This window comes from Enterococcus sp. DIV0712, from assembly GCF_050554855.1.
Taxonomy (GTDB): domain Bacteria; phylum Bacillota; class Bacilli; order Lactobacillales; family Enterococcaceae; genus Enterococcus; species Enterococcus faecalis.
The window spans coordinates 1997020-2019771 of sequence record NZ_CP187333.1 but is presented as its reverse complement, the minus strand read 5'-3'; the positions used below and the strand labels follow the sequence as shown (position 1 = coordinate 2019771).

Here is a 22752-nt window from a genome sequence, read left to right as displayed (position 1 = left end):
CACACAATGAATGCAGAGAAATCCAACGAAAGCCTGATGAAATGGAAAAAATTGATCAAACTTTATTAAGAAATTAAAAAAAGTATAGGTGAAACACAAGCATTTTAAAAAAAGTTACGTATAATAGAAGAAAAGACATATTATATAGTTAGGGGATTATTGAATGGAACGAAGCAATCGTAATAAAAAATCTTCAAAAAAACCACTTATTCTTGGTGTTTCTGCCTTGGTTCTAATCGCTGCTGCCGGTGGCGGGTATTATGCTTATAGTCAATGGCAAGCCAAACAAGAATTAGCCGAAGCGAAGAAAACAGCTACTACATTTTTAAACGTATTGTCAAAACAGGAATTTGATAAGTTACCGTCCGTTGTTCAAGAAGCTAGCTTAAAGAAAAATGGCTATGATACTAAATCTGTTGTTGAAAAATACCAAGCAATTTATTCAGGGATTCAAGCAGAAGGAGTCAAAGCTAGTGATGTTCAAGTCAAAAAGGCGAAAGATAATCAATACACATTTACCTATAAATTATCGATGAGCACTCCTTTAGGCGAAATGAAAGATTTGTCTTATCAATCAAGTATTGCCAAGAAAGGCGATACCTACCAAATCGCTTGGAATCCGTCTTTAATTTTTCCAGATATGTCAGGAAATGATAAAGTTTCGATTCAAGTAGATAATGCCAAACGTGGAGAAATTGTCGATCGTAATGGTAGTGGGCTAGCAATTAACAAAGTGTTTGATGAAGTGGGCGTAGTGCCTGGCAAACTCGGTTCTGGCGCAGAAAAAACAGCCAATATCAAAGCTTTTAGTGATAAGTTCGGCGTTTCTGTTGATGAAATCAATCGAAAGTTAAGCCAAGGGTGGGTCCAAGCAGACTCCTTTGTACCAATCACAGTCGCTTCTGAACCAGTGACAGAATTACCAACAGGGGCTGCGACAAAAGACACAGAGTCACGTTATTATCCGTTGGGGGAAGCAGCTGCGCAATTAATCGGGTATACGGGCACCATTACTGCAGATGATATTAAAAAAAATCCAGAGTTAAGTAGTACGGGCGTAATTGGTAAAACTGGCTTAGAACGAGCGTTTGATAAAGAATTAAGAGGGCAAGATGGTGGCTCACTAGTTATTTTAGATGACAAAGAGAATGTCAAAAAAGCTTTACAAACCAAAGAGAAAAAAGATGGTCAAACGATTAAATTAACGATTGACAGTGGCGTACAACAACAAGCCTTCGCTATATTTGACAAACGCCCTGGTAGTGCGGTCATTACCGATCCTCAAAAAGGCGATTTATTAGCAACGGTTAGTTCACCTTCGTATGATCCTAATAAAATGGCCAATGGCATTTCTCAAAAAGAATATGATGCTTACAATAACAACAAAGATTTACCATTCACAGCACGTTTTGCGACAGGCTATGCACCAGGCTCTACCTTTAAAACAATTACCGGTGCCATTGGTTTAGATGCAGGGACATTGAAGCCAGATGAAGAGCTAGAAATTAATGGTTTGAAATGGCAAAAAGATAAATCTTGGGGCGGCTATTTTGCGACACGTGTAAAAGAAGCAAGTCCAGTCAATCTGCGTACCGCTTTAGTTAATTCAGATAATATTTATTTTGCCCAACAAACATTACGGATGGGAGAAGACAAATTTAGAGCGGGTCTTAATAAATTCATTTTCGGTGAGGAACTAGATTTACCAATTGCCATGACGCCTGCTCAAATTTCAAATGAAGATAAATTTAATTCTGAAATTCTTTTAGCAGATACGGGCTACGGTCAAGGTCAATTGTTAATTTCGCCAATCCAGCAAGCTACCATGTATAGTGTTTTCCAAAATAATGGAACATTAGTCTATCCAAAACTAGTTTTAGACAAAGAAACGAAGAAAAAAGACAATGTAATCAGCGCCAACGCAGCGAATACAATTGCCACAGATCTTTTAGGTAGTGTGGAAGATCCTTCAGGTTATGTTTATAATATGTACAATCCGAACTTCTCATTGGCTGCTAAAACAGGAACAGCTGAAATAAAAGATAAACAAGATACAGATGGCAAAGAAAACAGTTTCCTTCTAACGTTAGATCGTAGTAACAATAAATTCTTAACAATGATTATGGTTGAAAATTCAGGAGAAAATGGTTCTGCAACAGATATCAGTAAACCATTAATTGATTACTTAGAAGCAACCATTAAATAAAAAGAGAAAATGAACGAAACGAGGTTTCTGTAAAAAGAAACCTCGTTTTCCCTTTTTAGAAAAAGGAAAGTGTGCTACAATGAAGCGACTAAATTGTAGAAGGAAAGGGATTCGTGTGCGAATTTTAGCAATAGATACATCTAACCAAACATTGAGTATTGCTGTGTGTGAAAATCAAAAAATTCTGGGAAGTTATACAGCAACGGTTAAAAGAAATCATAGCTTAACATTAATGCCGGCAATTGACTATTTGATGAGCCAATTGAACTTGGCGCCAACGGCAATTGATCGTTTTGTCGTAGCAGAAGGACCTGGATCATACACTGGCTTACGTTTAGGCGTGACGACTGCCAAAACATTGGCCTATACTTTAAAGAAAGAGCTAGTAGGCATTTCCAGTCTACAAACGTTAGCTGCCAATTGTGTTGGACAAACGGGTTTAGTTGTGCCTCTTTTTGATGCGCGTCGTAAAAACGTCTATGCTGGTGCTTACCGGTTTGTCAATGGCGTGTGGCAAAATGAGTTACCGGACCAACATATTTCCCTCCGGGAGTTATTAGAACAACTAAAAAATGAACCAAATCTTTTTTTTGTTGGTGAAGATGTTGAAAAATTCACTGAAGAAATAGCTCAAATCATTCCTCATGGAGAAATTTGTGATGTCCAGCAATGGCAAATTCCTAATGCCGCAGTTTTGGCTGCGTTAGGTAGTGTGGCTGAACCTGTTGAAAATGTTCATGGGTTCTTACCTGCGTATTTGAAAAAAGTAGAAGCGGAAGAAAATTGGTTGAAGACACACACGCCTAATGGAGAAAGCTATGTGGAAAAACTTTAATTTTGTGACAAAATACTTTACAAAAAGACGGCAACGGTATATAACTAAAACCATTGCAATGAACCAGCAAGAATTTCAATTGCGTGAAATCACCTACCAAGATATTAAGGATTTACTAGCAATTGAACGTGAAGTTTACGCTGGGGAACTTCCTTGGACGATGTCTGCTTTCATGGCAGAACTTGGCTCAAAAGCGCCGCATCTCTATTTGTTAGCGGCAATTAACGGAAAAACAGTTGGCTTTATTGGTTGTCGGATTCAAGGAACGGATGCACACATTACGAATGTCGCTGTCCATACAGCATACCAAGGCTTAGGTTTAGGTCGTTCTTTAATAGAAGAAACGCGAATTTTTGCCAAGAAAAATCGGTGTGAAACCTTATCGCTAGAAGTACGAATGAGTAATGTTAAAGCCCAACGTTTATATCGAAAAATTGGCTTTGTCTCACAGACGGTGAAAAAAGGCTATTATGACGAAAATAATGAAGACGCACTAGAAATGATAATTGATTTAAAAGAAGAGTGAAGAAAAAATGTTAGTAACAAAAAAAGAAATATCTGTAGCAAATATTGGTGAAGAATTATGGCGTTTTAGTAATTCTTCTTATACAACTGGCTCCCCTTGGACAGAAACACAATTCGCGGAAGATTTTGCTCAGGAAAATAGCGAATATCTTTTTTTAGTTGAAAATGGCCAGTGGTTAGGCTATATTGCCTATCATTTTATTTTAGATGAAGCAGAAATTAGTCACGTTGTTGTGAATGGTCAGAAACAACACCAAGGAATTGGTTGTCAGTTAATGAAAGCTTTTAAAGAATATATTAAAAGTCGTAACATTACACAAATTTTCTTAGAGGTCAGAGAATCGAATACACTAGCTCAAAAACTTTATGAGAAAACAGGTTTTCGGAAAGTAGCTGTTCGAAAAAATTATTATAAAGAACCTCAAGAAAATGCCTTTGTAATGTGTGCGAAATTAAGGAAGGAAGCCCAATGACAATTTTTACAAAAGAACGTAAATTATTATTAGCTGTGGAAAGTAGCTGTGATGAAACAAGTGTGGCTGTCATTGAAGATGGCGACAAAATTCTTTCCAATATCGTAGCTTCGCAAATTAAGAGCCATCAACGTTTTGGCGGAGTCGTTCCGGAAGTTGCGAGTCGTCATCATGTTGAACAAGTGACGATCTGTATTGAAGAAGCATTAACAGAAGCAAAAGTCACACCAGAAGAACTCAGTGGCGTTGCTGTGACCTATGGGCCTGGGTTAGTCGGTGCTTTATTAATAGGACTTTCTGCAGCAAAAGCATTTGCTTGGGCGCACCAATTACCACTTATTCCAGTCAATCATATGGCTGGGCACATTTATGCTGCCCGTTTTGTGGCACCGCTCGAATTTCCATTGATGGCCTTACTCGTTAGTGGAGGACATACGGAATTGGTCTACATGAAAGAAGATGGCTCTTTCGAAATTGTTGGTGAAACACGTGATGATGCAGCTGGTGAAGCGTATGATAAAGTCGGACGGGTGTTAGGGTTGCCTTATCCTAGTGGCAAAGAGATTGATGCTTTGGCCCATGAAGGCACAGATACCTACCAATTTCCACGGGCGATGCTAAAAGAGGATAACTATGACTTTAGCTTTAGTGGTTTGAAAAGTGCGTTTATTAACACGGTTCATAATGCAGAGCAACGTGGTGAAGTACTGTCTACAAAGGATTTAGCCGCAAGTTTTCAGGCGAGTGTGGTGGAAGTATTAGTGGCTAAAACCATTCGTGCTTGTCAAGAATATCCTGTTAAGCAATTGCTAATCGCTGGGGGCGTTGCTGCGAATCAAGGATTACGAGAAGCAATGAGACATGCAATCAGTGAACAATTACCAGCAGTAAAATTACTTATTCCGCCATTAAAACTTTGTGGGGATAACGCGGCGATGATTGGCGCTGCCGCCTTTATCGAAGCTGAAAAGAATCACTTTGCTTCGTATAACTTAAATGCAGAACCTGGCGTTAGTTTTATGACAATTAGTGAAGAAGGCTAGCCAGCTAGACAAAAATTTGCTATAATGAAGCCAGTTTAACAATGACATTCGATGATAAAGAGAGTACTTATTTCAACATCAGCTTAGCGATCTTGGGAAGGTGGGAGCCAAGAGTGATCGGAATGAGGAAGCGCACTTTTAGAATTCTGCTGAAAGCAGACGGCAATCACCGTTATCGATGAAGCAGGTCTATCCAAGTAGTATAGACAATTAGAGTGGTACCGCGGGTAAATTCTCGTCTCTGACAAAACAAATCATTTTGTTTTGTCAGAGACGTTTTTGTTTTTTTATACTTACAAATTAATCAGGAGGGTTCTTATGAACAACAAAGAAATCGTAGCAAAAGCGTTACATGATGTTTTAAATGAAGAATTAACGATGGATCAAATCGAACAATTATTGGAAAATCCTAAATCTGTTGATCATGGAGATGTTGCTTTTCCAGCCTTTTCATTAGCTAAAATTTATCGTAAAGCACCACAACAAATTGCAGCAGAATTAGCAGAAAAAATTGATGGCACAAATTTTGAAAAAATTGAAGTGGTAGGACCTTATTTAAACTTTTTCATGAATAAAGAAGCAGTCAGTCAAGCTGTCATTGGCGCAGTAGTCAAAGAAAAAAATAACTACGGAAACAGTACCTTTGGCAATAATGGCAATGTTCCTATTGATATGTCTTCACCAAACATTGCTAAACCAATTTCTATGGGGCACTTACGTTCTACGGTAATCGGGAATTCAATTGCCTTTATTTTAGAAAAAATTGGGTATCAGCCAATTCGGATTAACCACTTAGGTGACTGGGGTACACAGTTTGGTAAGTTAATTGTAGCTTATAAAAAATGGGGTTCTGAAGAAGCAGTCCGCCAACAACCAATTAATGAATTATTGCGCTTATATGTGCAATTTCATGAAGAAGCAGAAGAAAAACCAGAATTAGAAGACGAAGCACGTGCATGGTTTAAAAAATTAGAAGAAGGAGACCAAGAAGCCAATGAATTATGGAAATGGTTCCGTAGCGAGTCTCTAAAAGAATTTGATAAAATCTATTCCATGTTAGAAGTTGAATTTGATTCATACAATGGCGAAGCCTTTTATAATGATAAAATGGATGAAATTGTTACTTTATTAGAAGAAAAACATTTATTAACAGAAAATCAAGGTGCAGAAATTGTTGATTTGACAGAATATAATTTAAATCCAGCACTTATTCGTAAATCAGATGGTGCGACGTTATATATCACACGGGATTTAGCTGCTGCGCTTTACCGTAAACGGACGTATGATTTTGCCAAATCGCTTTATGTAGTCGGCAACGAACAAAGCAATCACTTCAAACAATTAAAAGCAGTCTTGAAAGAACTAGGATTTGAATGGTCAGATGATATGGAACACATTCCGTTTGGTTTAATTACTCAAGGCGGTAAAAAATTATCCACACGTAAAGGGAAAATTGTTTTATTAGAAGAAGTATTGAATGAAGCTGTTACTTTAGCAGGAAATCAAATTAACGAGAAAAATCCAGACTTAGCAAATCGTGAAGAAGTGGCGAAACAAGTAGGTGTAGGTGCAGTTATTTTCCATGACCTTAAAAATGATCGTCTAAATAATTTCGATTTTGTATTAGATGAAGTTGTTCGTTTTGAAGGCGAAACTGGGCCATATGTTCAATATACACATGCTCGTGCGATGAGTATTTTACGTAAAGCAAACTTTACACCAGACGCTACACAACGTTATGCACTAAATGACAAGGATAGCTGGGAAGTCGTGAAGTTGTTACAAAAATTCCCTGAAACTGTGATGCAAGCTGCTGAAAAATATGAACCATCTGTTATTGCGAAACATAGCATTCATTTAGCACAAGCGTTCAATAAATATTATGCCCATGTTCGGATTTTGGATGAAGATGCTCAAAAAGAGGCACGCTTAGCGTTAGTTTATGCAGTAGCTACTGTTCTAAAAGAAGATTTACGTTTACTAGGGTTACATGCACCAGAAGAAATGTAGAAGTTTTTGTGAAAATTTTACTGCGTTGAACGCTAAACTTATTAAGCAAATATTAAAGTTAAGTTACAGATTGAGAAATTCATAGTAATTAAATAGCTGGGGTGCTATACTCGAGTCAAGTTATAAAAGGATTAGAAAAGGTGGCACCCAATTATATGACAGAAAAATGGCGTGAAGACGAAGAATATCTTTCTTATGTAGAAGATTTATTAGCAACCGAAGAAGTCCAAAAATTAGCAGAATACACACAACATATGCATTCAACTCGTTTAGAACATTCAATTAGTGTTTCCTATCATAGCTATAAATTAGCAAAGCGTTGGAACGGCAATGCTCGTGCAACAGCTCGTGCTGGTTTATTACATGATTTGTTTTACTATGATTGGCGCACAACAAAGTTTGACGAAGGCTCTCATGCCTATGTTCATCCACGAATTGCAGCCAAAAATGCTGAAAAAATTACAGAGTTGTCTGATTTAGAACGAGACATTATTATTAAACATATGTGGGGCGCAACTATTGCACCACCAAAATACAAAGAAAGTTACATTGTAACCTTTGTTGACAAATATTGTGCTGTCAAAGAAGCGGCGTTGCCGATGACGACAGCCATGAAAACCAAATGGCGTCAGTATTTTGGTCAACAGTCAATCTAAAAAAAGCTTATCCTTACGGATAAGCTTTTTTTGTTTGACGTTGACTAAAAAGTCTAGCATTCATCTATTTAAAATAAATATTAAAAGTAATTTTGTTCTGTTAATTTCTTTTGAGCGTATCGAAAGACTGCTTCTTGATTTTCAGTTGTTAACTGTTTGTAAATGTTCATAATATTGGTTGGGACAACAAATGGCGTTTCTTCCGTTTCAGGAATACCTAAGATTTCAAGAGGTGATACATCTAAAATTTTAGATAAGGCGACAATTTTATCCCTCCCCATATTTTCAATCATTCCAGTTTCCCATTTCCTGACGGTACTTTTTCCAACACCAACAAAATTTCCAACTTGTTCTAATGTAAGATTTTTCTCCATCCTTTTTTGCTTCAAAAAATTTTCTTTCAAAAAAACCACCTCCGTAAAAACATTCTAGCACAAAAAGTGTCGCAAAAGAAACATGTTTTTTTCAAAATGAAAGTAACGAATATAATAGAAAAATCAGCATTTTTTAATGATATTGACGTTTTTTTCACAAAATGATATAATTTTCAGTGTCTTATTAGACACTGAAAAGGGGGAGAGTAAAATGGAATCAAATTTAATTCACTCAAAATTGAAAATGAAAGGAAAAAATGTTGAGTGGTTGGCAAATGAAATGACTGCATACGGGCAACCAATATCCGCTTCAACGATTTACAAAAAATTAAAAGGAGAAGTTGTTTTCAAAGCATCGGATATTAAATTGATTTCACAATTGTTGGATTTGAATAATGAAGAAATTATGACTATTTTTTTTAGTGAGCTAGTGTCTAAAAAGACACATATTAGTGTTGAAAGGATTGTGATGAATGAAAAAAAGTATTAATAAGTTATTTTCGATTTGTTTAATTATCTTTACTATTATAGGATCTAATACAAGTATTATTTCTTATGCAATGGATAATGAAAGTGGCACACAAATCCGGTCTATAGCTGTTGAATATCCGGGGGAAAAAACGGAAATTGTTGCTACAAAAGATTGGGCGACAGTTTCTTTGTCATTAGGAATCTCTGAATTAGCAAGCGGAGAGACGATGACATTAAGGATGGCTAGCGAAAAATATTCCTATTCAATGACACCTTTTGAAATTGGAGACGCACTTCAAGTGATTCCAAACGATGATGGTACTTGGACGATTAAAGCCTTACAAACGCTTACAGATTACTCAGCAGATTTGCAACTGAAGCTACGATATAATCAAAATTTATCAGAAGATTTTGAAGATCAAGTCGTTTTTACTTTTGGGGATTCACAAAAAATTGTCAAAATTAATATCGGGCAATACGTGGAGAAAGTTCCGCCAACTGAACTGGTTCGAAAAGTCCCGTTAGGATTTACCTCAGAGGGAAGAATTGCTTGGGTCATTTATTTTAACTATAATCAAGCAGGTCTTTCAGGTTCAGAAAAAACAACCTTTAAATTTTTAGATAATGTAGGTCCAAACCAAACATTAGCTATTGACAGTATTGCTGCATATCTCACCAAGCAGCCTATTTTAGAAACAAATGGTGAAATGATTCGGAATTTGGAACATGACGAATATAGCTATGATGCCAGTCAATTTTTCCAAAAAAATGCCTCTGAATCTGGATTTAATTATGAAGCAGAAAAATTTGAAGGAATACCAACGACCACGGGCAGTTATCTTTCCAATAAAAATGCCTATTATATTTATTTAGAAACGATTCCAAATGAAAATATTCCAAGTGATGCCGTGCTATCAAATTACACGTATATGCGTATTTCTAGTGAGGGATTCGATGCTTGGGAAGATGATGATATTGCCTACATCACAGCAGACGAGAGTAGTGATGGAACAGGTCGAGGGGGTGTCGTTTTAGAAAAAATTGATGCAGTAACTGCTAAAGTTTTAGAAGGTGCTGTTTTCAAAGTCGTGAACACAAAAACACAACAAGTTGTTCAAGAAACCTTAACCACCAATCAAGCAGGTCAAATTCGTTTAGCTGGTTTGGAAGCTGGTCAGTATGCATTCATTGAAACAAAAGCACCAACTGGTTACAAGTTAGATGCAACACCAGTTCCATTTGAAATTAAGTTAGAACAAACACAGACGATTCGCTTGAAAAAAGAAAATACGCGTTTAGAAAACCAGTTAAAAGTAGAAAAAGTAGATGAAAATAATGAGGCGAAACATTTAGCAGGTGCTGAATTTTCCTTGTATGACCAAAAAAATAATCTAATAGAAAAAGGTGTCACGAATGAAAATGGCGAGCTGTTATTTTCAAATTTATCACCTGATGGAGAATATTATTTAGTTGAAACGAAGGCGCCTAATGGCTATGAATTAGACGAAACTAAACATCCTATTTCATTTGCTGGAAAAGCCGACTACACTTTAACATATCGGGTGAAGAATAAGCAGCAAGTACAAAAAGGCTCCATCAAAATTTTCAAACAAGATAAAGACAGTAAAAAACGTTTAACAGGCGCAGAATTTCAGTGGAAAGATACGGTGACAGGAAAAACAGGAACAGTGACAGTTGGAACCGATGGAACCATCACAATTCCCAACTTATCCGTCAATCGTACGTATGAAATCACAGAAACAAAAGCACCCGTAGGTTATGTACTAGACAAAACCGTGCATAAAGTCACTTTAACAACTGCACAAGCCAATAAAATAGTGACAGTAACCATTGACAATGTAGCGCAAAAAGGCTCCATCAAAATTGTTAAACAAGACAAAGACAGTAAAAAACGTTTAACAGGCGCAGAATTTCAGTGGAAAGATACAGTGACAGGAAAAACAGGAACAGTGACAGTTGGAACCGATGGAACGGTCACAATTCCCAACTTATCCGTCAATCGTACGTATGAAATCACAGAAACGAAAGCACCAGTGGGGTATGTACTAGACAAAACCGTGCATAAAGTCACTTTAACAACTGTACAAGCCAATAAAGTAGTGACAGTAACCATTGATAATGTAGCGCAAAAAGGCTCCATCAAAATTGTTAAACAAGACAAAGACAGTAAAAAACGTTTAACAGGCGCAGAATTTCAGTGGAAGGATACAGTGACAGGAAAGACAGGAACAGTGACAGTTGGAACCGATGGAACCATCACAATTCCCAACTTATCCGTCAATCGTACGTATGAAATCACAGAAACGAAAGCACCCACAGGTTATGTACTAGACAAAACCGTGCATAAAGTCACTCTAACAAGTGCACAAGCCAATAAAGTAGTGACTGTAACCATTGGTAATGTAGCGCAATTCGGCTCTATTCAAATTATTAAGACAGATAGGCAAACAGGCAAACGTTTGGCTGGTGCTGTCTTTGAATGGAAAGATACAACCAATGGCTATACTAGTCGCATAGTCACAGATAAAAATGGAATTGCAAAAGTATCGGGCTTGTCTGTCAATCGTACGTATGAATTAAAAGAAGTGATAGCTCCAAGCGGTTATCATTTAGATTCAACAATTAAGAAAGTTGAATTGACAACTGCCTATGCGAATAAAACATTATCTGTAAACATGTATGACCTTGCTAAACGTGGTAATTTAAAATTAGTTAAACAAGATAAAGATTCAAGAAAACGACTTGCAGGTGCGCAATTTAGGTGGCGCGATACAGTGAACGGCAATACAGGTGTTGTAACCACTAATTCCAACGGTGAAGCGATTCTGTACAATTTTTCCGTTAACCGGGTTTATGAAATTACAGAAATTAAAGCACCAAATGGTTATATACTTGACAGAACCGTGCATAAAGTTCTTTTACCTGCGAATTATGCTGGCAAAACCTATACTTTTGTTAAAAATAATAATGCTCATCGTGCACACCTTAAATTAGTAAAACAAGATGGTTACTCAAAACAACGTTTAGCAGGCGCACAATTTAGATGGCGTGACACAGTGAATGGGAATACAGGCGTAGTAACTGCTAATGCTAATGGTGAAGCAACTTTGTATAATTTTTCCGTCAACCGGATTTATGAAATTACAGAAATAAAAGCACCAAATGGTTATATACTTGACAGAACGGTGCATAAAATTCTTTTACCTGCGAATTATGCTGGCAAAACCTACACGTTCACCAAAAATAATCGAGCTCAAAAAGGCGCCATCAAAATTGTTAAGCAAGATGGATATACGAAACAACGTTTAGCAGGCGCACAATTTAAATTCCGAGATACAACCAATAATTATACTGCAACGTTTACAGCGAATAGGAACGGTGAAGTACTGATTACTGGATTAGCCGGTGATCGTATCTATGAGATCACAGAAATCAAAGCGCCGAATGGTTATATCATAGATAGACGTGTTCATAAAGTAGATTTACGTGGACAAGGTGGTAAAACCTATACATTAGTCTTAAATAATCAAGCACAAAAAGGCGCCATCAAAATTATTAAGCAAGATACGGATACAAGAAAACGTTTAGCAGGAGCGAAATTCAGATTTCGCGATACTACCAATAACTATACGGCAACATTTACAGCAAATGGAAATGGTGAAGTACTGATTCCAGGATTATCTTCGGATCGTATTTATGAAATCACCGAGATACAAGCGCCAACTGGGTATGCGTTGGATAGTAGGGTCCATCGGATTGATTTACGAGGTCAAGGCACAAAAACGTATACGTTAGTGTTAAACAATAAAGCAAACTATGGTGCTATCAGAATTATTAAACAAGATGTTGAAACAAAAGCACGTTTAGCGGGCGCTGTTTTTGAATGGAAAGATACAACTAATGGCTATACACAAAGAGTAACAACAGGTTGGGATGGTACAGTCACTATTAGTGGGCTATCTGTCAACCGGGTATATGAAATTAGAGAAGTTCAAGCGCCGGCTGGTTATTCACGAAATACTACGCCAACACGCGTCAGTCTGACGCAAAATCATGCGGGTCAAACAATTGCAATTGTTCGAGAAAACCGAAAAATACCGGTTTATAATCCGCCACCACCAACATATTGGCCAGGATATATTCCGCCAGTTACGTACTATAATCCACCTGTGTACTATAATCCTCCAAAGTATTATTATAGGGGGTGTGTGATGGTCATCGTGGTGGTGTGTTGGTAAAAAACAAATAGAGAGAAAGGGGTATTTAATGAGCCAATCAGCTTTACCGAAACTTGGGGTAATTTCAACAGGCGCCTTTTTTGTGGTTGATTTAATTGGCGTTATTCTAGTTTCGATTGTCACTGCCTACATTCTATACCGTTATTTTTTTAAAAGAGGTCAAATTACATGATTTATTTGTATCAGTTATACAAAGTAATTATGTTCATCTTCTTAACCTATTTATTTACAAGTTTATTTCTCAGTTTTCGAACAAGAAAAAAAACAAGAAGAGAAGTCGAAGTAGCAGAAGAATTTTTCTGCTACTTTCTTGTACCGTGTGTAAACGAGGAGAAAGTCATCGGAGAAACATTAAAAAACCTGGTTGCTTTACCAATTAAGAAAAAAATAATTGCGATTGATGATGGATCAACGGACCAAACCAAAGCAATGATGGACAGTATTGCTGGTCCAATCCAAGTTCTGTCTCGTCAATTTCCCAATGCACAACAAGGCAAAGGCGCCGCTTTGAACCACGCTTTCCAAATTGTATTAACAGATGCAGAAAAAGGACACTATTCTTGGGATCAAGTTTTAGTGGGTGTGGTAGATGCAGATGGTTTTTTTAGTGAAAATATTGTCAATGAGCTAACTGCTGTTTTCACAGATAAAACAGTCTGTGCTGCGCAAACAAGAATCAAAATGAAAGATGTCACAAATTTTATGTTTATTGCACAAGATGTTGAGTTTTTTACGATTAATAATTTTATTCAAAAGGCGCGTCGAGCAACAAAAACCATCGGACTTGGTGGCAATGGTCAGTTTTTTCGGTTATCAATGATTACCGAACACTTAGGCTATCAGCCTTGGGGAAATGCTTTGTTGGATGACTATGAGTTAACTATTAAATTAATGCTGAAAGAGTTATCGATTGCTTATATTGACGAGGCCTTTATGGCTCAAGAAGCACTGAGAGATGTGAAACGTTTTATTCGTCAACGAAGTCGTTGGGTTCAAGGAAATTTAGATTGTCTAGCGTATTTACCCAGGGTGATTAAATCAAAGTCATTAACGCTAAGGCAGAAGTGTGGAATCTATTATTTTTTAGCGCAACCCTTTATTAATCTCGTAGCGGGGATGCTCGTTTTTGTCTTAACTGGGCTCCAACTGCAACACTTGTATAGGTTAGGCTTTTCGTTATCGCTTGTCATTAGTTTTGTTTTGGCCGTCAGTATTTCGTTAGTTTTCGGCATTTTTTTTACAATCAACTATTATCGCGAGTTGAAAAATTTTCAACTAAAAGTACCTGCAAAATTGGGGCTGATTATTTTGCCTTTTACTATTTCCTACATGTACTTAATTTTATTCGTTAGTGTGGTGATGGCTTATTATCGGTTTATCAAAGGTAATAGCACGTGGATAAAAACGGAACGCAATTGATTTTTTATTGCACTTTCCAGAGTTGCGTGGTATTATTTTTAATAGTTTAATAGCAACATGGTGATGGTGTTCACCACGAACTATTTATTGGACGAATAAATTAATGACGCCTACCAAACGGGAGAAGTGTACCCTTTGGTAGGCTTTTTCTGTACGCTAGGATTGGCGATAAGAAAATTGTAAAGGAGCATGTAAAGTGAAAAAAGAAACAAAGCAACTACTATCAATTGGCGGTTATATGACAAAATGGTTGCTCATTACCGCAATTATTGGTTTATTTATGGGGGCGTTATCCGCCTTTTTCTTAAAGAGTCTCACTTATGTAACAGATGTTCGTTTAGCAAATCCTTGGTTACTCTTTATCCTCCCCATTAGCGGTGTCGTTTTTACGTATTTCTATACGCGTTTTGGGAAAAATGCTAGCCGAGGAAATAACTTAGTGATTGAACAAGGCAATGGCGGGGAAGAAGATATTCCCTTGCGCTTAATTCCTTTAACATTGTTTGGCACGATTACTACGCACTTATTTGGTGGTTCTGTTGGTCGTGAAGGGACGGCGGTGCAAATGGGGGGCGCAATCGCAAATGCTGTAGGAAAAGTCTTTAAACTGTCCGCTTTGGAACGACAAGTAATTATTATTAGCGGAATTAGTGCAGGTTTTAGTTCTGTTTTTGGCACACCATTAGCGGGAACGGTTTTCGGATTAGAAGTTTTGGCGATTGGAAAAGTTCGTGCAGAGGCACTTTTCCCAAGTTTTTTTGCAAGCTTATTTGCTAATTTTGTAACTGAAAGTTTTGGTGTAACACATACGCATTATCCGATGGGCAAAATTCCGACTTGGTCGGTTGAACTATTTGTAAAATTATTTTTGGCATCGATTTGTTTTGGTTTGGCAGGTTGGGTTTTTAGTCGTTCCATTGTCTTTTTAAAAAAGACCTACGCAAATTGGTTTGCTAATGTCTACCTTCGTGCGTTTCTTGGGGCGTCCATTGTCGTTCTGTTTGTGCTCGTCTTAAACAACCAACGTTATTTAGGCTTGAGTTTACCTTTACTAGAAGATGCATTTGCAGGCAATGCGCAGCCTTTTGATTTTGTTGGGAAATTATTCTTTACGGTGTTATCCTTGGGTGCCGGATTCCAAGGAGGAGAAGTGACGCCATTGTTTGAAATTGGGGCTACGTTAGGTAGTTCTTTGGCCCCTTTGTTACATCTGTCAATTCCTTTTTTAGCAGGTTTAGGATTTATTGGTGTTTTTTCTGGCGCCACGAATACGCCGATTGCTTGCTTCATTATGGGCATTGAACTATTTGGTAGTGAAGCGGCGGTCTATTTTTTCATGGTCTGCTTAATCAGTTTTATGTGTTCAGGAAATAGCGGTATTTATGCTTCACAACAAAGTTTGTATCGCAAAGGAACAGCAGAATATCCTCTCTTTAACGCATTAAAAAATCGACGTAAATAAGATGTTTTTTTATGAAAATATGCTAAACTAGAGAAGATGAGGTGAAGACATGAAAGACTATCAATATCCATTAGATTTAGATTGGACGACAGAGGAAATGGTGATTGTCACTAATATGTGGACAGCAGTTGAGCAAGCCAACGAAACAGGCTTGCCTGTTGACAAATTTTTAACAACTTATCAACAATTTAAAACGGTCGTTAAAAGTATCGGCGAAGAAAAACGCTTAGGTCGTGAATTTGAAAATGCTTCAGGATATTCGTTATATCGTACGCTTCAACAAGCTAAAAAACAGGGAAGCGGTAAATTAAAGCTGGGGGATGATTAGATGACTGAAACGCAAAAATTTGTTCAAACAATTCAAAGTTGGCTTTTTGAAGCAGCCGATGTGATTCGAATGAACTTGGAATCAGAGTTAACCGTTCAACAGAAAAATGGCCGCACTGATTTAGTGACAAATATGGATGAACAAACCCAAGAATTTTTAATGAATAAAATTCAAACAAATTTTCCCGAAGATCAAATTTTAGGGGAAGAAAAAGGCTACAATACTTTAAAAAGTTTTGCTGGTCGCGTGTGGATCATCGATCCGATTGATGGCACAATGAATTTCGTGATGGAAAGAGAAAATTTTTGTATTATGTTAGCTGTTTATGAAGACGGCATTGGTAAATTAGGTTTTATCTATGATGTGATGCGAGAAGAACTTTATTGGGGCGGCAAAGGGCTTGGCGTTTATCGGAATAATCAATTATTAAAAGCGCCTACTATGAAAGCCTTGGCAGATGGATTATGGGGCATGAATGCTTACATGCATGGAAAAAATATTCATCACGCAACGGAAATCGGACAAGCAAGCATGGGCGTGCGTATTAGCGGTTGTGCAGGTTTGGAAATTATTGCCATGTTAAAAGGCAACCATCATGGCTATTTATCTAATCTAAGTCCTTGGGATTATGCAGCAGGCTTAGTACTTTTGGAAGAATTTGGGTTTAAATACTCTGGTATTACAGGAAAACCATTAACTTTTGCGGGTCGTGAATACTTTATTGCAGCAACTCCTGAAACCTATGATGAAGTATTTACCCGGTATTTAAATGAATCGGAATAATCAAAGAAGAGCGTTGCTGAAAGGTAAGGCTCTTCCTCTTTTAAAAGAGAAAGATTTGTAAAAAAATGTCCTTGTTTTCAGAAAAAGCCGAATAATTTCTAAAACTTTCATTATTTTTGCAGGCGAAAGCCTTTTTTTAATGAAAAAAGTTTGCTATAATAAGCAGTCGGCTTTTATGGACTTAAGTAACATAAGCGTATATAGATAAGGAGCAATTAAATTGAAATACAGAGATGATATTCGTAACGTGGCAATTATCGCCCACGTTGACCATGGTAAAACAACCTTAGTAGATGAACTTTTAAAACAATCTGACACTTTAGATGGACACACACAATTACAAGAACGTGCAATGGATTCCAATGCACTTGAAAGTGAACGTGGAATTACTATCTTAGCAAAAAATACAGCCGTAGATTATAACGGTACACGTATCAACATTCTAGATACACCAGGACACGCGGACTTCGGTGGTGAAGTAGAACGTATCATGAAAATGGTAGATGGTGTTGTTTTAGTTGTCGATGCGTATGAAGGAACAATGCCTCAAACACGTTTCGTATTGAAAAAAGCATTAGAACAAAAAGTAACACCAATCGTGGTTGTTAACAAAATTGACAAACCTTCTGCTCGTCCTGAACACGTAGTAGATGAAGTTTTAGAGTTATTCATCGAATTAGGCGCAGACGACGATCAATTAGATTTCCCAGTTGTTTATGCTTCTGCTTTAAACGGAACTTCAAGTGAATCAGATGATCCAGCAGATCAAGAGCCAACAATGGCCCCAATTTTTGATAAAATTATTGAACATGTGCCAGCTCCAGTTGACAATTCAGACGAACCACTTCAATTCCAAGTCTCATTACTAGACTACAACGATTACGTTGGACGTATTGGGATTGGCCGTGTGTTCCGTGGCACAATGAAAGTCGGCGACCAAGTTGCGTTGATGAAATTAGATGGCAGCGTGAAAAATTTCCGTGTAACGAAAATTTTAGGTTTCTTTGGCCTACAACGTGTGGAAATTGATGAAGCAAAAGCGGGCGATTTAATTGCCGTTTCCGGAATGGAAGACATTTTCGTTGGGGAAACAGTTGTAGATGTTCACAATCAAGAAGCATTACCAATTCTACACATTGATGAGCCAACCTTACAAATGACTTTCTTAGTTAACAATTCTCCATTTGCGGGACGTGAAGGAAAATACATCACCGCTCGTAAAATCGAAGAACGTTTAATGGCTGAATTACAAACAGACGTATCTTTACGTGTTGATCCAATTGGCCCAGATTCTTGGACTGTATCAGGCCGTGGCGAATTGCATTTATCAATTTTAATTGAAAATATGCGTCGTGAAGGCTATGAATTACAAGTTTCTCGTCCAGAAGTTATTGAACGTGAAATTGATGGGGTTAAATGTGAACCATTTGAACGTGTTCAAATTGACACACCTGAAGAATACATGGGTAGCGTGATTGAATCACTAAGTTTACGTAAAGGCGAAATGCAAGATATGATTAATGCCGGTAACGGACAAATGCGTTTAATCTTCTTAGCACCAGCTCGTGGCTTAATTGGTTATTCAACAGAATTCTTATCAATGACTCGTGGTTATGGTATTATGAACCACACCTTCGATCAATACTTACCAATGATTCAAGGAACGATTGGTGGCCGTCATCAAGGTGCATTAGTTTCAATCGATACTGGTAAAGCAACGACTTACTCAATTATGAGTATTGAAGAACGTGGTACAGTTTTCGTTGAACCAACGACAGAAGTTTACGAAGGAATGATTGTTGGGGAAAACAACCGCGACAACGATTTAACTGTGAACATCACAAAAGCTAAACAAATGACTAACGTTCGTTCGGCAACGAAAGACCAAACATCAGTCATTAAAAAACCGAAAAAATTAACGTTAGAAGAATCATTAGAATTCTTGAATGAAGATGAATACTGTGAAGTAACACCAGAAAGCATCCGTTTAAGAAAACAAATTCTTAACAAAAACGAACGCGAAAAAGCAAGCAAGAAAAAGAAAAAAGCTGAATAATTTTTCGACAAATAAACATTTAAACCAACTATGCTCGTTTTACTACGAAAATAGTTGGTTTTTTTGATGGCAAAAACGAATTAATGCGTATTTTAAGATAAGGTTATTTTTTTATGTGTGGATAACTACTCGTTATCCACAACAAGCAAATGTCGTTATTTGTGAAAGCTTTTGATAGCAAGCTTTCACAATTTTTCATTCTTTTTGATGTTTCACGTTAATTGGTGTTTCACGATTGTGTCTTGTTTTAACACACCTTGTTCCTGTTAGATTAGCGTGTTAAAATGACGTGTAGAACAAAGATTGGAGCGCAATAAATGAGTGCATTACAAGAATTATTAAAAGATACATTTGGCTATGATGATTTTCGGCCAGGACAAGAAACGATTATTCGTCATGTATTGCGACAAGAAAATGTCTTAGGCATTATGCCAACAGGTGGAGGCAAATCGATTTGTTATCAGTTGCCAGCCTTACTTCTGGATAATTTAACATTGGTGATTTCACCATTAATTTCTTTAATGAAAGATCAAGTAGATGCCCTGAATTTAATGGGGATTCCAGCTACATATATCAATAGTACCATTTCCTATCAAGAAATGAATCATCGTATTCAATTAGCGGTTAACAAAGAAGTCAAGCTATTGTATGTTGCGCCAGAGCGATTAGAATCTTATGATTTTCAACAGATGCTGACACATGTACCGATTGATTTATTGGCAGTAGATGAGGCACACTGTATTTCACAATGGGGGCATGATTTTCGTCCAAGCTATTTGCGTTTAGCAGAGATTATCGATCAATTTCAACAGCAACCAACTGTGATTGCACTAACAGCAACAGCAACGCCACAAGTAGCGGAGGATATTGTCAAGCAATTAAGAATTCCATCAGAAAATGAAATCAAAACAGGATTCGCTCGAGAAAATTTATCTTTTCAAGTCGTGAAAGATCAAAATAGAGACGTTTTTCTTTTGGAATATTTAAAGATGAATACTGGACAATCAGGTATTATTTATGCAAGCACGCGGAAGGAAGTTGAACGAATTTATCATTTATTAGAAAGTAAAAAAATTGCAGCTGGGATGTATCATGGGGGCATGAGTGAACAGTTACGTAGTGAAAATCAAGAAGCGTTCTTGTATGATCAAGTGCAAGTGATGGTAGCAACAAATGCCTTTGGTATGGGGATTAATAAGAGTAATGTTCGTTTTGTCATTCACGCACAAGTACCAGGAAATATTGAATCTTATTACCAAGAAGCGGGCCGAGCTGGTCGTGACGGTCTACCTAGTGATGCTGTGTTAATGTTTGCTCCACAAGACTTGCAAATTCAACAATACTTTATTGAACAATCTGAAATGACCATTGATTATAAGCAGAAAGAGTACTTGAAATTACGGGAAATGTCACAATATGCGAATGCACAAATGTGTTTACAAAAATATATTTTACGCTATTTTGGTGAAGAAGGGACGGACTGCGGTCGCTGCTCGAATTGTCTGGATAATCGAGAATTAGTCGATATTACGGTCGATGCCCAAAAAGTCTTGTCTTGTGTAAAACGTATGGGAGAACGTTTCGGTAAGGGCTTAGTTGGTAAAGTCTTGACTGGTTCAAAAGATCAAAAAATTGATCAATGGCATTTTGATCGTTTGCCAACATACGGACTAATGAAAGGTCGCACGCAAAAAGAAGTCACACAGCTGATTGATTATTTGACAGCAGAACGTTATTTAATTCCTTCTGATGGGCAATTTCCGTTGTTATCTGTCTCGACAGAAGGTGTTCAGGTGCTTTTAGGGGAACGGAAAGTCTTCCGAAAAGAAGACCAAAAAGTTCGAAAAGTAGCAGTGGATGATGCCTTGTTTGAGCGATTGCGCGAATTACGTATGGACATGGCTCAAGAGGCAGGCGTGCCGCCATATGTAGTCTTTTCCGATAGTACACTTAAAGAAATGTGTGAAAAATTACCGCAAACAACGATTCAATTATTGCAAATAAAAGGGGTCGGCCAAAATAAATTAGATAAATATGGCACCGCCTTTTTAGAAGTAATTAAAGAATATCAAGAGACAAAAAAATGATATAGTTTGTTATTTTATTTAAAATTAAAAGCAGAAAATAAGAAAAAAGTCTTTTAATGTATTTGTTGTTGTATTGATAAAATAAGCTTGTTATATAAAGAGATTTCTTACTTAATATATCGCTTGGTTTTAGAAAATTTCTTAAAGGAAATTTTCTGAAATCATCATGTATCTAACTGAGAATTATGTTATAATTATTTAATTAAGATAGGGAGGTTCTGTACAAATGGACGAAGGAATTTCAAAGAAATTTGCCATTCAATTATTAGAAGACGATGCAGAACGCATTAAAATGCTTATTCGTAATCAAAAAAACAGTTTGTGCATTTCTCAATGTAAAGCATTTGAAGAAGTGGTGGATACACAAATGTATGGTTTTTCAAGACAAGTGACCTATGCGACCCGTTTGGGGATTTTAACTAATGATGAAGGACATCGCTTACTAAGTGATTTAGAACGCGAATTGAATCAATTATATACAGATGTTTATGAAGAAACACAAGAAAAAAACGAGATTGGCAAGGAGGGTTAAGCTTTGCCAAACAAAGTAAAGAAACGGCATTTGCTAGACTATAGTATTTTTATTCCATATTTAATTTTAAGTATCGTGGGATTGATTATGGTATATAGTTCCACATCCGCATTACAAGTAATGAAAGGTTTTTCACCTACGTCATTCGTTATTAACCAGGTTGCCTTTTGGGTAGTAGGGTTAGTTGCAATGTTTTTTATTTATAAGATGAAAACATCCGTTTTCCAGAATCGAAGTTTTATCATGTTTGCCATTGCAGTAATTACGGTTATGGTTTTAGCCGTTCGGATTCCTGGTATCGGGAAAGAAATTAACGGCGCACGTGGTTGGATTGAGATTGGTGGATTTTCGATGCAACCAGCTGAGTATTTAAAAATTATGGTTGTCTGGTATCTGTCTTATATTTTAGCACGGCGACAAAAGACAATTAATGGAGGCATGGATCAATTTAAACAAGCTGCCGGGCGCCCGTTGATGCTCGTTTTTGTATTAATTGCTCTAGTTGCAATCCAGCCTGACTTCGGGAATGCGGCCATTCTAACATTAATTACCATCGTGATGGTTTTAGCAAGTGGGATTAATTATATGTATACCTACTTGGTCGGTGGCTTGGGCATTTTAGGTAGTATCACGGCTATTCAGTTATTAATTATGTCTAAAGGAAAAATTTTCCCAGCGCGTTATCAATATATTTATAATCGTTTTGCTGTTTTTAAAAATCCATTTTTAGATGAACGGAACTTAGGCCATCAGTTAGCTAATTCTTATTATGCAATCAGTAATGGCGGCTGGTTTGGCAAAGGTCTAGGGAATAGTGTTCAGAAAAAAGGCTTTTTACCAGAAGCACATACGGACTTTATCTTTGCGATTACTTTAGAAGAGTTAGGCATTATCGGCGGTCTAGCGATTTTAGGATTGTTGATGTTTATGATTGCGCGAATTATTTTAGTCGGTGTACGCTCGAAGAAACCTTTTAATTCACTAATGTGTATTGGAATTGGTACAATGTTATTAATTCAAGTCTTTATTAATGTTGGTGGGATTACTGGGATTATTCCATTAACAGGAATTACTTTCCCGTTCTTGAGTCAAGGTGGGAATAGTTTGCTGATTATTTCGATTGCTGTGGCCTTTGTCCTGAATATCAGTGCAGATGAAACACGTCAGAAATTAGAAAATGAGTACTATTTATCTTTAGAACAGAACCAATAAATTTGAAGGAAATTGATGGTA

At 37.0% G+C, this 22752-nt stretch carries 19 protein-coding genes, 1 riboswitch and 1 other annotated feature; of the genes, 18 read left to right on the top strand and 1 reads right to left on the bottom strand.

The genetic code is table 11. From position 1 onward, the window contains the following. Window positions 1–163 precede the first annotated feature (163 nt). From IGL42_RS09675 to IGL42_RS09645, 7 genes are all read left to right on the top strand, one after another. On the top strand, window positions 164–2206 hold the full coding sequence (locus IGL42_RS09675) for a penicillin-binding transpeptidase domain-containing protein (protein ID WP_010710622.1): 2043 nt from the start codon (window positions 164–166) through the stop codon (window positions 2204–2206). A 115-nt stretch (window positions 2207–2321) separates the two neighbouring features. Then, window positions 2322–3041 carry a tRNA (adenosine(37)-N6)-threonylcarbamoyltransferase complex dimerization subunit type 1 TsaB gene (gene tsaB, locus IGL42_RS09670; protein WP_010710621.1) on the top strand — a complete coding sequence of 240 codons (720 nt, stop codon included), beginning with the start codon at window positions 2322–2324 and terminating at the stop codon, window positions 3039–3041. Beyond that, window positions 3013–3567: a ribosomal protein S18-alanine N-acetyltransferase gene (gene rimI / locus IGL42_RS09665; RefSeq protein ID WP_002387121.1), complete on the top strand. Its 555-nt coding sequence runs from the start codon at window positions 3013–3015 to the stop codon at window positions 3565–3567. Before tsaB ends, rimI (IGL42_RS09665) begins: the two co-directional genes overlap by 29 nt. Window positions 3568–3574: 7 nt before the next feature. Beyond that, the gene (gene rimI, locus IGL42_RS09660) at window positions 3575–4039 is read left to right on the top strand and encodes a ribosomal protein S18-alanine N-acetyltransferase (RefSeq protein WP_185776358.1); all 465 of its coding nucleotides are present in this window, start codon (window positions 3575–3577) and stop codon (window positions 4037–4039) included. After that, window positions 4036–5082 (top strand): tRNA (adenosine(37)-N6)-threonylcarbamoyltransferase complex transferase subunit TsaD, encoded by a 1047-nt coding sequence (gene tsaD / locus IGL42_RS09655; protein ID WP_002376686.1) that lies wholly within the window; start codon window positions 4036–4038, stop codon window positions 5080–5082. The genes rimI (IGL42_RS09660) and tsaD overlap by 4 nt, the downstream gene beginning before the upstream one ends. Before the next feature lie 42 nt (window positions 5083–5124). Next, window positions 5125–5328 (top strand) — a binding site (T-box leader). Between the two features lie 72 nt (window positions 5329–5400). After that, window positions 5401–7092, top strand: a complete 1692-nt coding sequence (argS, locus tag IGL42_RS09650) for an arginine--tRNA ligase (protein WP_002359703.1) — start codon at window positions 5401–5403, stop codon at window positions 7090–7092. 155 nt (window positions 7093–7247) lie between these two features. Continuing rightward, window positions 7248–7748 carry an HD domain-containing protein gene (locus IGL42_RS09645; protein ID WP_002356666.1) on the top strand — a complete coding sequence of 167 codons (501 nt, stop codon included), beginning with the start codon at window positions 7248–7250 and terminating at the stop codon, window positions 7746–7748. A gap of 80 nt (window positions 7749–7828) precedes the next feature. Here the strand turns inward: IGL42_RS09645 and IGL42_RS09640 are convergent, their stop codons facing one another. Next, window positions 7829–8161 (bottom strand): helix-turn-helix domain-containing protein, encoded by a 333-nt coding sequence (locus IGL42_RS09640; RefSeq protein ID WP_002356667.1) that lies wholly within the window; start codon window positions 8159–8161, stop codon window positions 7829–7831. Between the two features lie 97 nt (window positions 8162–8258). On the opposite strand from IGL42_RS09640, the gene IGL42_RS09635 reads away from it, so the two are divergent. The 11 genes from IGL42_RS09635 (at window position 8259) to IGL42_RS09585 (ending at window position 22731) form a co-directional block, all read left to right on the top strand. Beyond that, window positions 8259–8612 (top strand): hypothetical protein, encoded by a 354-nt coding sequence (locus IGL42_RS09635; protein WP_002359704.1) that lies wholly within the window; start codon window positions 8259–8261, stop codon window positions 8610–8612. Then, window positions 8596–12852: an MSCRAMM family protein gene (locus IGL42_RS09630; protein WP_010711173.1), complete on the top strand. Its 4257-nt coding sequence runs from the start codon at window positions 8596–8598 to the stop codon at window positions 12850–12852. Before IGL42_RS09635 ends, IGL42_RS09630 begins: the two co-directional genes overlap by 17 nt. A gap of 28 nt (window positions 12853–12880) precedes the next feature. Next, window positions 12881–13024: a hypothetical protein gene (locus IGL42_RS09625; protein ID WP_002356674.1), complete on the top strand. Its 144-nt coding sequence runs from the start codon at window positions 12881–12883 to the stop codon at window positions 13022–13024. Beyond that, window positions 13021–14271, top strand: coding sequence for a glycosyltransferase family 2 protein (locus IGL42_RS09620; RefSeq protein WP_010710618.1), 1251 nt, complete (start codon window positions 13021–13023; stop codon window positions 14269–14271). The genes IGL42_RS09625 and IGL42_RS09620 overlap by 4 nt, the downstream gene beginning before the upstream one ends. A 50-nt stretch (window positions 14272–14321) precedes the next feature. Beyond that, window positions 14322–14391: riboswitch (Fluoride riboswitch) on the top strand. Between the two features lie 76 nt (window positions 14392–14467). Next, the gene (locus IGL42_RS09615) at window positions 14468–15733 is read left to right on the top strand and encodes a voltage-gated chloride channel family protein (RefSeq protein ID WP_010710617.1); all 1266 of its coding nucleotides are present in this window, start codon (window positions 14468–14470) and stop codon (window positions 15731–15733) included. A 49-nt stretch (window positions 15734–15782) separates the two neighbouring features. Then, window positions 15783–16061 carry a UPF0223 family protein gene (locus IGL42_RS09610; protein WP_002356679.1) on the top strand — a complete coding sequence of 93 codons (279 nt, stop codon included), beginning with the start codon at window positions 15783–15785 and terminating at the stop codon, window positions 16059–16061. Further along, window positions 16062–16844 carry an inositol monophosphatase family protein gene (locus IGL42_RS09605; RefSeq protein ID WP_002379684.1) on the top strand — a complete coding sequence of 261 codons (783 nt, stop codon included), beginning with the start codon at window positions 16062–16064 and terminating at the stop codon, window positions 16842–16844. A 220-nt stretch (window positions 16845–17064) separates the two neighbouring features. Next, complete coding sequence (gene typA, locus IGL42_RS09600) at window positions 17065–18900, top strand: translational GTPase TypA (RefSeq protein WP_002356682.1); 1836 nt, start codon at window positions 17065–17067, stop codon at window positions 18898–18900. 317 nt (window positions 18901–19217) lie between these two features. Next, the gene (gene recQ / locus IGL42_RS09595) at window positions 19218–20987 is read left to right on the top strand and encodes a DNA helicase RecQ (protein WP_002356683.1); all 1770 of its coding nucleotides are present in this window, start codon (window positions 19218–19220) and stop codon (window positions 20985–20987) included. A 226-nt stretch (window positions 20988–21213) separates the two neighbouring features. Next, the gene (locus IGL42_RS09590; protein ID WP_002356684.1) at window positions 21214–21519 is read left to right on the top strand and encodes a YlaN family protein; all 306 of its coding nucleotides are present in this window, start codon (window positions 21214–21216) and stop codon (window positions 21517–21519) included. 3 nt (window positions 21520–21522) lie between these two features. Further along, a complete protein-coding gene (locus IGL42_RS09585; RefSeq protein ID WP_002356686.1) occupies window positions 21523–22731 on the top strand; it encodes an FtsW/RodA/SpoVE family cell cycle protein in 1209 nt (402 codons plus the stop codon). Window positions 22732–22752: the final 21 nt, after the last annotated feature.